13 protein-coding genes are annotated in these 16,512 nt (G+C 39.3%); all 13 read right to left on the bottom strand.

Going from position 1 to position 16,512, the window contains the following annotated elements; translation table 11 throughout:
• Positions 1–323 precede the first annotated feature (323 nt).
• Positions 324–2,051, bottom strand: a complete 1,728-nt coding sequence (locus R9C00_28640) for a phospho-sugar mutase (protein ID WPO35670.1) — start codon at positions 2,049–2,051, stop codon at positions 324–326.
• 170 nt (positions 2,052–2,221) lie between these two features.
• Positions 2,222–2,764 (bottom strand): hypothetical protein, encoded by a 543-nt coding sequence (locus tag R9C00_28635; GenBank protein WPO35669.1) that lies wholly within the window; start codon positions 2,762–2,764, stop codon positions 2,222–2,224.
• Positions 2,765–3,108: 344 nt separating this feature from the next.
• The gene (locus R9C00_28630) at positions 3,109–3,627 is read right to left on the bottom strand and encodes a hypothetical protein (GenBank protein WPO35668.1); all 519 of its coding nucleotides are present in this window, start codon (positions 3,625–3,627) and stop codon (positions 3,109–3,111) included.
• Positions 3,627–5,312, bottom strand: coding sequence for a gliding motility-associated ABC transporter substrate-binding protein GldG (gene gldG, locus R9C00_28625; GenBank protein ID WPO35667.1), 1,686 nt, complete (start codon positions 5,310–5,312; stop codon positions 3,627–3,629). Before gldG ends, R9C00_28630 begins: the two co-directional genes overlap by 1 nt.
• 44 nt (positions 5,313–5,356) lie before the next feature.
• Positions 5,357–6,085 carry a gliding motility-associated ABC transporter permease subunit GldF gene (gene gldF, locus R9C00_28620; GenBank protein ID WPO35666.1) on the bottom strand — a complete coding sequence of 243 codons (729 nt, stop codon included), beginning with the start codon at positions 6,083–6,085 and terminating at the stop codon, positions 5,357–5,359.
• 21 nt (positions 6,086–6,106) lie between these two features.
• Positions 6,107–6,508, bottom strand: coding sequence for a DoxX family protein (locus R9C00_28615; GenBank protein ID WPO35665.1), 402 nt, complete (start codon positions 6,506–6,508; stop codon positions 6,107–6,109).
• Between the two features lie 3 nt (positions 6,509–6,511).
• The gene (locus R9C00_28610; GenBank protein WPO35664.1) at positions 6,512–8,065 is read right to left on the bottom strand and encodes a serine hydrolase; all 1,554 of its coding nucleotides are present in this window, start codon (positions 8,063–8,065) and stop codon (positions 6,512–6,514) included.
• Between the two features lie 124 nt (positions 8,066–8,189).
• The gene (gene pgi / locus R9C00_28605; protein ID WPO35663.1) at positions 8,190–9,839 is read right to left on the bottom strand and encodes a glucose-6-phosphate isomerase; all 1,650 of its coding nucleotides are present in this window, start codon (positions 9,837–9,839) and stop codon (positions 8,190–8,192) included.
• A 127-nt stretch (positions 9,840–9,966) separates the two neighbouring features.
• Complete coding sequence (recO, locus tag R9C00_28600; GenBank protein ID WPO35662.1) at positions 9,967–10,647, bottom strand: DNA repair protein RecO; 681 nt, start codon at positions 10,645–10,647, stop codon at positions 9,967–9,969.
• A gap of 85 nt (positions 10,648–10,732) precedes the next feature.
• Positions 10,733–11,251 (bottom strand): hypothetical protein, encoded by a 519-nt coding sequence (locus R9C00_28595; GenBank protein ID WPO35661.1) that lies wholly within the window; start codon positions 11,249–11,251, stop codon positions 10,733–10,735.
• A gap of 151 nt (positions 11,252–11,402) precedes the next feature.
• Entirely contained in the window at positions 11,403–12,107 is a 705-nt protein-coding gene (locus R9C00_28590; protein ID WPO35660.1) for a hypothetical protein, read from the bottom strand.
• Between the two features lie 104 nt (positions 12,108–12,211).
• On the bottom strand, positions 12,212–13,564 hold the full coding sequence (locus tag R9C00_28585) for a tetratricopeptide repeat protein (protein ID WPO35659.1): 1,353 nt from the start codon (positions 13,562–13,564) through the stop codon (positions 12,212–12,214).
• 314 nt (positions 13,565–13,878) lie between these two features.
• Complete coding sequence (gene gyrA / locus R9C00_28580; protein WPO35658.1) at positions 13,879–16,449, bottom strand: DNA gyrase subunit A; 2,571 nt, start codon at positions 16,447–16,449, stop codon at positions 13,879–13,881.
• Positions 16,450–16,512: the final 63 nt, after the last annotated feature.

Below are 16,512 nucleotides of genomic sequence, written 5' to 3'. Positions count from 1 at the left end.
GATGTTTTAACGCTATTAATTAATAGTAAAACTTACTTCATGTAAAAGAATAAAATCACATCATTTGAGGTATAAACATGCTATTTCTATGCCAAAAAAATTGATAACATAACAAAACCTTACTTCAAAAAGTCAGATATTTTTTAAAATACCAAGAAAAAATATGGTTTTATTTAGATAAAAATTAGCAGAAATACTTATAAAGCACTTTTGTCAATATACACTTTTAGGAAAAAAATATAGAAAACTATTTGCTTGCAGGGCATAAAAAAAGCCTGTAAGGAGTTCCTTACAGGCTTGGTAACATCTCAAAGTAGAATAACTTACTTCAACTTCATATCACTGATAATACTTTCAATTTTTTGCTTCAATTGTGCATTTACAGCATCGTACTCTTCTTTAGAAGCTAGTGGAGCGCTCACGCTGAAATAGAATTTAATTTTAGGCTCAGTTCCAGAAGGTCTTGCCGATATTTTATTTCCGTCTTCGGTAAAGAATTGTAATACATTTGAAGGTGGGAAGTCCATTTTGGTTTCCTCACCAGTAAGCATGTTTTTCTCCATACCCGATTGATAATCGCAAGCCTTAATCACTTTTGACCCATCTATAGTAGCTGGAGGGGTTGCCCTCAACTCCTTCATCATATTAGCGATTTCTTCCGCACCACTCATTCCCTTCTTAGTGATAGAAATCAAGCCTTCAAGGTAGAAGCCATATTCTTGGTAAATATCTGCTAGCAAATCAAACAGAGACAACCCCTTATTTTTAGCATAAGCGGTCATTTCACAGATCATCGCCACGGCACTAATGGCATCCTTATCACGGACATCGTCGCCAATCAAATATCCATAACTCTCTTCACCACCAACTATAAAATTCAATTTACCTTCATTATCCCTTATCACTTCTGCTATGTACTTAAAACCAGTAAGGGTATTAAAGCAGGTGTAACCATTTTTCTCAGCTATTGCATCAATCAAATCTGTGGTAACAATTGTCTTGGCCACAAAATCATTCTCTTTTTTCAAGCCCTTCTCTTTCCTCACTTTTATAAGGTAATAGAAAAGAAGTGTTCCTGTCTGGTTACCATTAAGCAGCTGGAATTCGCCATGTTGGTTTTTAACCGCAATCCCTACCCTATCCGAATCCGGGTCAGTTCCCAAAAGGATATCCGCATCAATTTCCTTCGCTTTCTTCACAGCCAAGCTCAACGCTTCAGCTTCTTCAGGGTTAGGATAAACTACTGTTGGAAAGTTACCATCTGGCTCAGCTTGCTCTTCTACTATAGTTACATTATTGAAACCTAGCTTCTCAAGAACTGGAGGCACCATCGTAATACCTGTTCCGTGAATTGAGGTAAAAACAATTTTAAGGTCTTTTTGAGCTTCAATGGCATCAGGTGAAATAGAAAGCCCTTTGATCATTTCCAAATACGGCTCATCTACCTCTTTGCTTATTTTTTCAATCAGGTCATCGCCTCCTTCAAACTTGATATCGTCCACACTTGAAATAGCACTAACCTCAGCAATAATATTTTTATCGTGAGGAGAAACTACTTGCCCACCATCTTCCCAATATGCTTTGTAGCCATTGTATTCTTTTGGATTGTGCGAAGCAGTAAGAACTACACCACTCTTACAGCCTAGGTGTCTGATGGCAAATGAAAGCTCTGGAGTAGGGCGAAGCGCATCAAAAAGATATACTTTGATTCCATTAGCAGCCATTACACCAGCAGTAATTTTGGCAAAAAATGGACTGTTATTTCGGCTATCGTGAGCAATAGCTACTTTTATCTCCTCTCCTTCAAAACTTTTTTTAAGATAATTGGCTAGTCCTTGAGTTGCAGCACCCACTGTGTATTTATTCATTCGGTTAGAACCAACCCCCATCAGGCCTCTAAGTCCGCCAGTTCCAAATTCCAAGTCTTTGTAAAAGCTTTCAACAAGCTCTTCTTGGTTATTGGCCATCATATCTTTGATAGCTGCTTTGGTATCTCCATCGTAATTGCCATTTAACCAGCTATCTACTTTTGCTTTCAATTGTGCATCCATGCTATTTCAGGGTTTTCAAGTTTTAGGTTTGGATAAAAAAATTCTTCTTTCGTAATGGAAATTTCTTTCCTTTTCCAAAATTAAATGACTTCCCCTTATAAACAACAAAAGGCAGTGCCACATTTACGAATGTTAGCACTGCCTTTCTATATATTATTAAAATACTACTTCTAATTGTTAAGCTCTAGCATTTCCAAAGCTTGTTCATGCTCTTCTACCCATTTTATTTTATTGAATTTTCCTTCTGGGTACTTTGTATCGTAAGCTTCATATTTCTCCCCATGCCTTTTATATTGCTCCTCAAAATACTGCTCTATAATAGAAAAGTTCTTGTAGACATTATGAGAAAGCTCCTCATAATCGTCTTCAGTTGGAGGAGTTGCCCAACGCTTGGCATAGTATTCCTCGCGTTTTTTCTGCTGGGCTATTTCTCTTTTCTCTAGCAACACCCTGTAGTCAGCCTCTAGCTGAGCCTTCCAGCTATTGTAATTTTTATATTCTTCCTGTGAAAGAGAAAAAAGGTCTTTTTCAAAATATGCTCTCCAATACTGATCATTGGTCGGTTGCTTTTTAAGCTTTGCCCAAAGTTCAGGTTTTTTGAGAGGGTCTTCTAATTTTTGGGCAAATGTATGAATATTAGTTCCGACGAATAATACAATAATAACTATAAAAGCTATTCGGTAAACCATGCTGGTATGAAGTCTTTGTTTCATGTTTAGTTACAAATTATTGATGCAGTAAACTTGTTGAATTCCTGATAATAACGGAGTTCGATATCATTAATTATCAATAATATTTGCATAGACTGCGCCAATTCCTTTTTTATTTTCTCAAAACTTTCATTTCGTGTACCTTGTTAATAAATCACCCATATTACTCTCCTTCCAAAACCATCGGTGAAGTAGTGACTTTAGCCGACAAACATTCCTTTTTTAAAAGCGAAGGTTTTCAGCGATTTTTCATCAGAAACAGCTTAATTTCTTATGGAGAAATAAAAAAATAAAGTCTCATTTTAAGGTATTAACATTTAAAACCGCATTTTTCCTGATTTGGGAAGTCATTTTCTAAGCTTGACACGCTTATAGAGGACGGAAGAATAACCAACATTTTCACCTTTGGATAAAAGAGGAAGCCCGAAAGGAGTGGTAAACCAACCAGTTGCGGTATTTGGACGGAGTTCTAGACGAGCAACTTCTTCTAGCTCAGCTTTGCTCAGGTAATAATCAGCATTTATCGCCCGCATCGCATAGCTTTTTTGGGTGACTATCAGGTAATCGTAGCCCCATTCTTCCCTATGCTTTCTTTCCCGCTCTTCAAGGCTTTCATACAAGTCGTAATACTGATACTCGCTTCCCGCTTCGGTGACAGCATAAAAAAACATCGGCTCACCAACTACCTTACTTCCTTTTGGAATATTTTTTTGTACAAACTCTAAAGCAATTTGAGGGGAACGTTGACCAACACTTGCCACTACTTGACAATTTTTTAAGGAAAAGAAGGCTACATTGAAAAGAACAAGCCCTGAAAGCATTGCTATCCAAAGTACATTTAAGCTTTTAGAAACAAACTGGCTCATTATTTAATATTTCTTGCGAACTTCCTTTTTCTCCAGTAAAATCTAATAAACCCAAAAATGGTAATGATGGCGACTGGCAAAACTAAGTTGATAATTTGCCAATAATGCTTTTCCTCTTTCACCCGAAACTGGTCGAGCGGGCGAAGCGTTACTTGTTTATTCCGAGAAGCGATAATTCCGTCTTCATCGGTCATGTAAGCCAGGGCATTTAGCATAAATTCTTTATTTGAAAGGAGCTGCCCCGAGTTTTTATCCACATCAATAGGCAAAGGGGCGCCAGTTTTCTTATCAAACTCATTTTTGATAATATCGGCATCGCCCATCACCAAAATTTTCGTAGGAACACTTTCCCTAACTATTTCCTGCCCAGTTGCGCCTTTTGGAGCAAAACGGGTGGCATAAAATGATTTGAATTCCCCTTCTAGCATATAAGCGACTGGCAACTGCGAAATAGTATACTTTTCTTGCTTCAAATCTTCCCGCAGCTCATTCAAATCTACCATACTCGGAAGTTTCTTTACCCGGGTATATTGAGAGGTAAAAATCAAAGGCGTCTTTTTTATCCCAGTTGTTTTCACGGTATCTATCGTACCGAAAAATTTGGCATATACCACATCCAAATTACGAACAATTGGATGCTTAGAAAAGGTATTCAGGTATACATAGTAAGGCCAGCGCAAACGCTGAATATTGGGGCGATTTCCCACATTTCCCGTATAAACCTCAATAGCTCCTGCCTGTAAATCTTGGATTAGGTCGATATTTGGGCGAACTCCGTATCGGAAAAGTAGATCTTCAATATTAAGGCTGTAGCCAAATGCATAGGTACCACCCCGGCTAATACTGTCCAAATTCATCTGAACCTCGTCCATCAAAAAGATAGCCTTGCCACCTTTCATTATATACTGGTCTAGCACAAACTTTTCTTGTTCGGAAAAAGCTGTTTTTGGCTGGGCAATGATGATGGCATCGTAATTTGCAAGACGTTGTGGGTCAATCAATGATCTATCTACAATATATTTTTCGCTCAAGGCAGCGGTAATATCTGCGGTCTCGTTGGCGGTTAGTTCTTTGTGTCCTTCTATAAAAGCGATGCTTTTTCGTTCCTTTAAGGTCATTTTGCTTATTGCCGAAATAAGTTCGTATTCTACACCTTCTACCGATTGGTTGAGTTGTTGCTCTGGCGAAGCAGTTTTGTTTCCTTTCAAAAGTAAAACCGCTGCTTCTTTGTTTCGATAAGAAATAATAGCCCCAGGAAAAATCACTTTTTGTTGGCGTTGCCCATCAACGCTTTCGTAAAGCGTGGTGGCCGGAAGCCCTTTGTCGGTAATCTGCTGGTAAAACCGGTTGCGGGCAGCCTCATTTGGAGCATCGCTTGGGTCTATAAATTTGTATTCGATATTTTGTCCACCATACACTCTGAACTCTTCCAAGGTTTCCCGAATGGAACGCTGAAGCCTCTTAAGCCCTGAATTCAATTCTCCTTCCAAATACACCTCTACATACACCACATCGTCCAACTCACCTAGCAACCTTTTACTGGCATCGGTAATGGTATACCTCTTTTCTTCCGTCAAATCTAGCCTTAGGGGAAAATACGATAAATTCATGTTCACCAACACCAGCAACAATGCCAATGCAGTGAGCATCAAAATATCTTCCCATTTCCTAGCTTTTATTTTCATTCTATTTCAAAAAATTTGAAGGTTCTTTTCTAATCAATTTAGACTTACCATTTCCTGCTCGCCAGTACCGTTTTGGTGGCAAAAAGCATCAAAAAGGAAAGGCTAAGCAAATAAATAACATTTTTAATATCGACAAGTCCTCGACTTAGCGAAGCGTAATGGTAATCGATGCCTAGTTGGTTTATAAAATACGCCGCATCTGACCACACATTTATAGCAGCCAGGGAGCTAAACCCATCGTACAGCATAAAGCCGATGAAAATAGCAATGATGAACGCGATGATTTGGTTGTCGGTAGTAGCCGATGCAAAAATACCAATGGCGGTAAAAACCGCTGCCAACAAAAACAACCCGATATACGAACCCGCTACAGCAGCCGTATCTATATTTCCTTTGGGCATACCGAGCTCATACACGGTATAATAATACACCAAAGTAGGCAGCAACGTAAAAGCGACCAAAAGCAAGGAAGCAAAATACTTCCCCAAAATAATTTGGAAATCAGTGATGGGCCTAGTGAACAAAAACTCCATTGTACCCCCTTTTTTCTCTTCTGCAAAAGTCCGCATGGTGATGGCGGGAATGAGAAACATAAATACATAGGGGGACATGTTGAACAGCGGATCGAGGCTTGCAAATCCATAATCTAAAATGCTATTCTGAGGGAAAACCCAAGTAATGAGCCCTATACTCACCAAAAAAACTACCATGACGATGTATGCCGCCAAGGAGTTTAAATATCCATTAAATTCTTTGAGTAGAACTTGAAACATTTTCTGAAAATCGTGTAATTCTTATGACAACAACCAAATTCCGAACAAAATAGCGATAAAATAGCTAACCAAAGTAGCTGCACCCACATAATCTTTGGCAAGGCGCTGCCCCAAAAAGAGCATTAGGATGTTCAAACCCGAAAGCTGCGCACCATAAAGGGCTACTTGTGTTCTGTCAAAAAAAGCTATTTGGATAGCGCCTGTAGCCGACAATACCCCCGCAGCTACTTCCGTAAGGGTGATTACAGTGAGCAGAAGAGGGACGATATTTTTGAATGGACTATTGGCAAAATGCCCTTTTAGCCAATCTAAATTCCCTTTTCTATCAACCATTTTATCTATTCCCGATTGCAAAAACAAAATAGCTAGGAAAAGTGCTACAAGTAGCTGAGCCGAACGAATAGGCGAAAGAATTTCTACCATTTTTTATTTCGATTGTTTTCTAGTCAAAGTCACTTCGCTAAAATCAAAGTCGTCGTTTGGAACATCAAAAATAATTTTTGTGATACGTCCATTATTATCCATCACAAAATGGGCAGTCCCAAAGTCGAACCATGCATGTAAGTTATCCCATTCCAGCTTAAAAACATCGTAGTGCCAGTGAGAAAGTGTTGCATTTAGCGCAGGAGCATCTCCAAAAGAAAGGTAAAGCTCCTCTCCTTTTTCTATCACATTTACCTCTCCCCACATATCAGCCTCGTAAGTTCCCACATATGTTTCATTGGCAAAAGAAGATTTTGTTCCCTCTACCCGCGAATCGATCCTTTGCTGCACTCGCCCTTTTTTATATTCAGCATTATCTTTATGATATTTCAAACCAAGCTTTGCCCAATCTGTTCCATCTTCCACTTCCAAATATTCGTCAAATATGGAATACATTAGGTAAGTGCCAATCCCCTGCATCGCATTAGTCAAAACTACCACTCCAAGTTTTTCATCGGGCAACATCCCTAGCCTAGAATACATGCCATCGTAACCACCGCTGTGGGTAACTACCATTTTTCCTTCATAATCATACAAATCCCAACCAAGGCCGTAGCCTCTAAAATGACGGTTTCCAAACATCTCACTTGCTTGCTTGCTCACATTTTGTGGGTTATGAATTCGCCACATATTTCCATAAACTTCTTCAGGAACAATGGTTTTCGTCCCTACTTTCCCTTCATTCAGGTGCATCATCATCCATTTGGACATATCGTTTACACTAGAAATAATCCCACCAGCAGCACCCATATTATCCCAATTTGTCCATTCTATTGGCTCTTCTTTCCCCTCTTTTGGCTTGTGAGGAGCAGCTATATTCGTTGTTTTTAAAAGGTCATTTACGGAAGTAACTGTTCTTTCCATTCCTAATGGCTCAAAAATCCGTTCTTTGGCAAAGGCTGCCCAGCTCTTTCCGCTTACCTTTTTTATAACCTCACCTGCAACCAAAAACATCATATTTGAATAACCGTAACCACTTCTGAAATCATAAGCTTGAGGAACATATTTTACCTTTTTTACTACTTCCTCGGCTGAATAATTGGTTTTGTACCAAGTAAGGTCTCCACTAAATGTACCTAAGCCAGCCCTATGGCTTAGCAAGTCTCTAATTGTGGTATGGTTGGTCACATAGTCATTATATAGCTCAAAATCGGGCAAATATTTTTTCACAGGGTCGTCCCAATTTAGCTTTCCTTCCTCCACCAAAATTCCAAGCGAAGTGGCCACAAATGCTTTAGTGTTGGATGCAATAGCAAAAAGTGAGTTTTCATCAGCAGCATCTTCAGGTGCATCGCTTTTCAATACGCCATATCCTTTTGCCATTACTATTTCCCCATCTTTTACAATGGCTACCGCCATCCCTGGCAGCCCCCATTCTTTTTGGGCTTTTTCAATATACTTATCTAGCTTTTTGAGATCGACTTGGGCATAGCCTACCGAAAAATTGAGCAGGAGGGCTATGAAAATTAGTAGTGGTAAAATTGGACGTTTTTGCATAATGATCAGCGTTATTGTGGTTTTGGGAAATTGAGCTGTTAAAACATTTAGACTAAGTCCAACAAAAATAAAAAAAGCGCACCCCCAAAGAAGTGCGCTTCCTGTTTATTTCAGAATAAATAAACTATTTCATTGCTTTATAAGCATTGATTAGGCCATTTGTAGACGAATCGTGCGAACTAACTTGCTCTTCTCCACTCAGTTCTGGCAAAATTTGCTTCGCCAACTGCTTTCCAAGCTCTACGCCCCACTGATCGAAACTAAACACGTTCCAAATCACACCTTGTACAAAAATCTTATGTTCGTACATGGCAATTAGGCTTCCCAAAGTTCTTGGAGTAAGCTTTTTGAACAAAATAGAGTTTGTTGGTCTGTTTCCTTCAAATACTTTGAAAGGAGCTATTTTTTCCATTTCTTCAGCCGAAAGTCCAGCTCCGCTCAATTCTTTGTCAACCTCCTCACGTGTTTTACCATTCATCAAGGCTTCAGTTTGGGCAAAGAAATTAGCCAACAGTTTTTCGTGATGATCGCTTATTGGATTTTGGCTTACCGCAGGAGCTAAGAAATCGCAAGGGATTAATTTTGTTCCTTGGTGAATAAGCTGGTAAAAAGCATGTTGGCCATTTGTACCTGGCTCACCCCAAATAATTGGCCCAGTCTGGTAAGCTACTTTATTTCCATTTCGGTCTATGTACTTGCCGTTGCTTTCCATATCTCCTTGTTGGAAATACGCAGCAAAGCGGTGCATGTATTGGTCGTATGGCAATATCGCTACCGATTCTGCACCAAAGAAATTGTTGTACCAAATACCCAAAAGAGCCAAAATTACGGGAACATTTTCCTCAAAGCTTGCCGATTTGAAATGATTGTCCATCGCATGAGCACCGTCAAGTACTTCTTTGAAATTGTCAAAGCCGATAGTGCAGCTAATAGAAAGCCCAATAGCAGACCAAAGCGAATAACGGCCTCCTACCCAATCCCAAAACACGAACATGTTCTCAGGGTCGATTCCGAATGATTCTACCCCATCTTTATTGGTAGAAAGAGCAACGAAATGTTTTTTGATATGCTCTTCGTCTTTTGCCGTTTCCAAGAACCAACTTCTAGCCGTGTGGGCATTGGTCATGGTTTCTTGGGTGGTAAAAGTTTTTGAAGCGATCATGAAAAGAGTTGATTCAGGATCAAGCCCTTTCAATGTTTCGGCAATATGCGTCGCATCTACGTTCGATACAAAATGTACATCTATTCCTGGCTTCCAGTAAGGCTTCAATGCCTCGGTTACCATCACAGGGCCCAAGTCCGAACCTCCAATGCCTATATTTACTATGTCAGTAATCTTCTTGCCTGTATAGCCCTTCCAAGTTCCTTCGGTGATTTTGTTGGAAAAAGCTTCCATCTTTGCCAGCACCTCATTTACATCGGGCATCACGTCTTTTCCACCCACCATCACTGGCGTATTGCTGCTATTTCTGAGCGCAGTATGCAACACTTCCCTGCCTTCTGTTTGGTTGATTGGCTTCCCGGCAAACATGGCTTCTATAGCTTCCGCTAAGCCTGTCTCTTTGGCAAGGTCTAGCAATTTGCCCATTACCTCAGCATCTATCAGGTTTTTAGAGTAATCAAGCAAAATATCTTCAAACTGAGTAGAAAATGTATTGAAGCGGGCGGGATCCTCAGCAAAAAGCTGCTTGAGACTGCCTAACTTTATTTTTTCGGAAAGGGCGGTAAGGTCTTTCCATGCAGGAGTTTGATCGGGTTGAATACTCGGTAGCATATCTAAAAATTATTTTAAATGAATAAAATATATGGATTCTTACAGAGAGATACCCTGTAAAAACGCTGCTAAATAAGCCAAAAAAAACGCTAAAATGAAGTGAAAGGGGGAGTAATATCGAGCATTCTCAAACTAACTCTTGTAAAATGCTAAGCGAACGTATTTCCCCAAAATTTTCGAGGTGAAGCTGAAAAAACTGGATAAGCATTTTGAGAACAGCACTCCGTTCTTTCCCATTGGAAGGCAGAAAATTAGCATACTCACAATTGAGCAAAGCCTCAACAAAACCCTCTAGCCTTTTATCTTCTCTGTGCAGATGGTTTACCTGTTCAAAAAGCTCGGAGGGGGAATGGATAGCAATCCCCAACACATGAGCGAGCTTTATCAAAAAAACAAGATGGAAATTTTCATATGCTTTTTCCTGCTGATCAAAAAATTGCAAACTCCTTGTCACAAACTCAAATAGCAAAGAGTTTTCTGCCTCTTCTTTTAACGCTTTTGTCAGTACCTCAGCCAAAAATATACTGATGCTCGACTTATTAAAATCAAACACAATATCTTGGTAGGTATAGAAAAGTCGAGCTTCTGAAATACGATCGATATCACGGTTATCCTTATGGTACACCACCAACTCAAGCTGAGTGAGAGGTTGGTAAAGAGCTATTTTATTCGTTTTGCTACGCTGACTCCTTACTCCATTCACGATAAAAGACCGCAAGCCAAACCGCTCTGTGAATATCTTCACAATGATTGAGCTCTCTTTGTATTTCACAAAATTCAAAACGATCCCTCTTGTCTTGAAAAGCATAGCATTAAAATAGGTTCAGGTCGAAAGTACAAAATAAAAGGCAGTAGCAATGCTACCGCCTCTCATATTTCCGATACAGGAAACCTTAGTTGCCTGCCTGCTCTTCTTCTGCTTCTTCCTCAGGGGTTCTTGCCGCAGCAAGCTCTTCCATTATTCCATCATACTTAGCCTTTACTTCAGGGTCAGCCTTCAGAGCTTTCTTTACCTTATTGTATACCTTCACGCCCCCCATATATTCTTTCGCCATGGTAGTAAGGGTAGATTTGATCTCTCCCGTAAGCTCTTCTTTTTTCGCTGCGATTTCTTTAATAAAGGCAATTTCTTCCTCCGTAGCCTCAATCTCTTCTAGCTTAGCCTCATCATCAATAGCATTGTTAAGATCATTATAGCGTGCAACAGAAATTTCTTCATTACTAGTGATCATCTCTTTCATCACTACCTTCACATTTTCCTTCATAGCCGCCACCGAATCCATCGTAACTGCATATTTCCTTATCTCTTCGTCAGTCACTGCCTCCTCATCTTGGGCCAGAAGCTGTGAACTAAACCCAAGCAGGGCAAAAAGAAGGAACATCATGCTAGCGGTAACTTTTGTCATTTTCATAGCTCTTTTTAGTTTTTAGTATTTGAGAATTTTATCAATAAAAAAGCCTCTATTAATCAATAGAGGCGAAATAGCTTAATACCAAATTTATAAAATCTTACTATAAGGAAAAAATCTAAGCAGATCGACTTTGTGAATGAATGACAATATACTACCTTCTACTCTTCTTTTTCTTTCGAGTATGCTCAAACTCTAGTGGGGCATAAAAGGAAAAAGTAACGTTTAAGATATTATCTCGACCACTTTTAGTACCCAACTCTGAAACGTTGTCCAAATAATCTGTCAAAGGATTCATTATCCCTGATTTCACCCCAGCTCCAAAGCCATTTTTGAACAAGTAAATAAGCCCTAAATTGGTTGGGAAAAAAACAGTATTATTTGAATAACTTTCCCCTACTTCCCTAGTTTCTGTTTGCAGGATCAAATCATTACCGTCAGCATCTTTGGGGTTAAAGCGCATGAACCCTAATCCTTGGCTTATATATACCGCAAAAAAATCAGTTCTATAAAGGTTGATCTGGGCATTTACCTGAGTGGTTACCATACTCGTCTTAAAAAAAGTATTTGCCTTCGTTTCGCTTTCAGGAATAGGTGTAGGTAGCTTTTGCCCGCTTATGCTTCCATAGCCTGCTACTATATTCATATTCACCCGTTTCTTTTTATTGAACCTTATCCCAACATATATCGATGACCCCCATTTAGCATAAGAATTGTTCAAGTCGCCCTTATAGGCATTGGCGCTTGGGCTTATTTCTAGCAAAATTGTCGGAGTTTGACCCCTCACCTTACTTTTCATTTGGGCAAAACCAACAACTACCTGACTTACTAATAATAATGTGAGCAAATATCTAAGCATGCAACCTCTTTTTAATTAGCAATCAATCCACATACTATAAATTAACAAAAAAAGCCTGGTAATCGTACGACTACCAGGCTTAATATATTATCTAATTTGAATGATTACTCAGGAAGTGCATTCAATTGATCCATAATTGCCTTTGCTTTGTCTTCATGCTCCAAAACTTTGTGCAACCTATAAAGCACTTCTAGGGCTTGCCTATCTTCTGGCTTCAATTCATTTGTTTTTTCAAAATAAGGAATAGCCTTTGTAAATAAGTCTTTTCCTTTTTCGTGCAATTCCTTTCCTTTATCGTCAGTATAGTTACCCATCATGTCGATAAACTCATTCCCTTCATTGATATACTTATTACCAGCTGTGTAATAAGCAGCGCCAAGGTTGAAAACTGCATCAAAGTACTCTGAATCTAGCTCAATTGCTTTTTTGTAAGCCTCGGCAGATTTTTCAAGGTTACCAATTCTATCGTACAATACACCAAGGTTGAAGTGAAGCTGCTTGTCATCTGGCTTTTCTGCTAAAGCTTGCTCCATAGCCGAAATAGCATCTTCGTCCCTTCCAAGTTTCAAGTAAGAATTGATTTGCTGTGTGCGCAAGTCTTGACTCTGAGGAAACTTCTCTAATCCTGTATTTACATACTCCAAAGCCTTTTCATAAACTTCATGAGCAGATGCAGTAGCTTTATCTAGTTTCGTCTGAATAGCACTTGCCTCATCTTTTACCTTAGTTGAATCTTCAGCAGTCCTAACTTCTAAGTAAAGGTTTCTAAGATCACCTTCATACTCATCTATTTTTTCCTGAAATGGCTGAGCCTCAGTAAATATCAACTGAGAAACTACTCTATATGGAAAATCTTTTGGATATTCCATGTCGATCAACTTCTTAGCATATTTCATTACAACATCATTATCTTCGATATTATAACCTGCATTTATGATGTTAAGAACCGAGTTTGTATCAGCAGGGAAAATAATCAAGGCTTTTTCAAAGTTAGCAATTGCCCCTTCAAGATTATCGCTATTGAAATCGTTCACACCAGCCTCAAACATGTGTGCATATAATTGATCAACGGCAGGGTTTTGACCTGGCAATGGGGGACCCCATACTTCCATATACACTAAAGAAGCTTCTTTTTCAAGTTCTTTCACTTTATTAAAAGCTTCCATAGCAACCTCTAATGGATTATCAGAAAGCTTTTGGTAATCAGAGTTGTCACTCGTTGCTATTGCTGCGTAAACTTTACCCTTAGTAACCCAAGGCTTACCTTTCGTTAATTTTTTTTCATTTTTTGGCTCGGCAAAATAACCATCGATATGTGCTTTTGCCAAGTCTAGTTCACCTTTGCTTAAGTGTGCTAATGCTTTCGCCTCAGAAGGCTTTTTTATTTCTTGTCCATATAGATTCACCGCTACAAAAAGCAGAGAAACCTGGAACATTACGATTAAAAACTTTTTCATTTCTGTGTGCGTTTTAATTCTAGTTTTTGTAAAAAAAAGCTGAAACTTTGTTCTTGTGAATATTAAATTATAGGCTTGCTAGCTAAATAATTTCAGTTTAGAATACTCTAAAAAACCCTCCAAAGCCTGTGCATATTCTCTCTATAGACAATCACACCCAACGCTTGTGACAATTTGCCCCTCCGAATTAGCACCTTTAGGAATGGAGATGTACAAAAATATAAACTTTAATCCCTTTTACCAGACGGCAAATTATTTATTGTAAAAAATAAGCTCGCCTAAAAGTATAGGCGAGCTTTAACTGTCAACATTTCTTATTCATTTGTATCTTCTTCCGAAGTATCACCCTCATTTTCATTCCCTTCGGCACTGCTACCTTCCTCATCAGACCCTTCTGTTTGAACAACCTCTTCAGCGCTACCTTCGGTTTCTACTTCTTCCTCTGCAATAGCTTCTATTTTGGCTATTGAGGCAATGCTATCACCTTCGTTGAGCCTAATAAGCTTCACACCTTGAGTAGCCCTTCCCATCACGCGGATACTATCCATGTTCATCCTGATGGTAATTCCAGACTTGGTGATGATCATTAGCTCATCGGTATCCAACACATCATTTATACCAATAAGAAGACCCGTTTTAGGAGTGATATTCAAAGTTTTTACACCTTTTCCACCTCGATTGGTTACACGGTAATCTTCAACAGGAGAGCGTTTTCCGTAACCCTCTTCCGAAACTACCAATAATGAAGTCTCTTTATCTTCCACACATACCAGACCCACTACTTTGTCCGAATCACTAGCCTTGGTAATACCTCTAACACCTGCGGCATTCCTGCCCATTGGCCTTACCAGCGACTCGTTGAACCTGATAGCCCTACCCGATTTTAGTGCAAGAATGATTTCATGGTTACCATTCGTCATTTTTACATCCAACAGATTATCATCTTCGCGGATGGTAATAGCATTGATACCATTTTGCCTTGGCCTTGAATATGCTTCAAGCGTAGTTTTCTTGATAATACCATTGGTGGTACACATCACCAAGTAATGATTGTTGATATACTCCTCGTCTTTCAGAGAATCTACGTTGATGACTGCTTTTACACTATCATCTTGATCAATCATTATTAGGTTTTGAAGCGGACGTCCTTTCGATGTTTTTGCTCCTTCTGGAGTTTTGTACACTTTGAGCCAGAATACCTTACCCTTTTCTGTGAAAATAAGGAGGTAATTATGCGTCATTGCTACAAACAAATGCTCTGGGTAATCATCCGCCTTGGTAGATACACCCCTTGAACCTACACCACCCCTTCCTTGGGTTTTGTATTCTTTAAGGTGCGTACGCTTGATATATCCTTCATTAGAAATAGTAATGACCATTTCCTCATTAGGAATCATATCTTCCACCTCCAAATCATCTGCGTACATTATTATTTGAGACCTTCGCTCATCCCCGTATTTACTTTTGAGGTTTGCTAGCTCTTCTTTGATGATATTCATCCTCAACTCTTCACTACCTAAGATTTCTTTCAAGTGAGCAATTAAATCAGTGATTTCTTTATGCTCTTGAATAATCTTGTCTCTTTCAAGACCTGTCAGCCTTTGCAGCCTCATTTCGAGAATTGCTTTAGCTTGAAGCTCCGAAAGTTCAAATTGCTCCATCAAGCCTGTACGGGCTACTTCTGGATCCTTAGAGCCTCTGATCAGTGCAATCACTTCATCCAAATGATCTAGAGCAATCAGCAGACCTTCCAAAATATGAAGGCGTTTTTCAGCTTGGTCTAAGTCATACTCTGTTCTCCTTACTACTATCTCATGCCTATGCTCAACATAGTACTTAATAAGATCTTTGAGGTTAAGAGTTTCAGGACGTCCCTTTACTAGAGCGATATTATTTACGCTAAAGCTTGTTTGGAGTGGTGTATGTTTGAATAAGTTATTAAGAACGACATCAGCCATAGCATCTTTCCTAAGCTCATAAACGATACGGATACCGTGCTTATCAGAAAGGTTCAATACATTGGTGATACCTTCAATTTTCTTTTCGTTTACTACCTGAGCAGATTTTTCTATGAGGGTAGACAGGTTTACCATATAAGGAATCTCTGTCACCACAATTTGCTGGCGACCCGAAGGCAATACTTCAATTTCGGCAACTGCCCTGATCACTACCCTTCCTCTACCTGTATGGAAAGCTTTATAAACACCGTCGTAGCCATATATAATACCACCCGTAGGGAAATCAGGAGCTTTTACAAACTCCATTAACTCTGGAATGGTAATATCACGGTTATCGATATAAGCAGTAATACCATCTACTACTTCTGTCATATTATGAGGCGCCATATTAGTGGCCATACCTACCGCAATACCAGAAGTTCCGTTCACCAAAAGGTTAGGGATTGTACTTGGCAACACACTCGGCTCTTTAAGAGAGTCATCAAAGTTAGGCTGGAAATCGACCGTATTTTTTCCAATATCAGTCAACATCTCTCCTGCAATCTCTTTAAGACGGGCTTCCGTGTAACGCATAGCCGCTGGAGGATCACCCTCTACCGAACCAAAGTTACCCTGCCCATCTACCAAAGGATAGCGGAGCGACCATTCTTGAGCCATACGCACCATGGAGTCATACACAGATGAATCGCCATGAGGGTGATACTTACCAAGAACCTCACCTACAATCCTTGCAGATTTTTTGTAAGACCTGTTATAATGTACTCCCAGCTCGGACATTCCAAAAAGCACACGCCTGTGTACTGGCTTCAAACCATCTCGCACATCTGGAAGTGCTCTTGAAATAATAACCGACATTGAATAATCAATGTAGGCGGTTCTCATTTCATCCTCAATGTTAATTGGGATTATGTTTTCTCCTTCTGCCATATATTTTTCTCTAGAAAAAAATCTTCTCTTTCTACAAAAATTTTAACTTAAACCTTGGGATTT

This window comes from Flammeovirgaceae bacterium SG7u.111 (assembly GCA_034044135.1).
Lineage (GTDB): Bacteria > Bacteroidota > Bacteroidia > Cytophagales > Flammeovirgaceae.
This window is presented reverse-complemented; position numbering and strand designations above follow the sequence as displayed.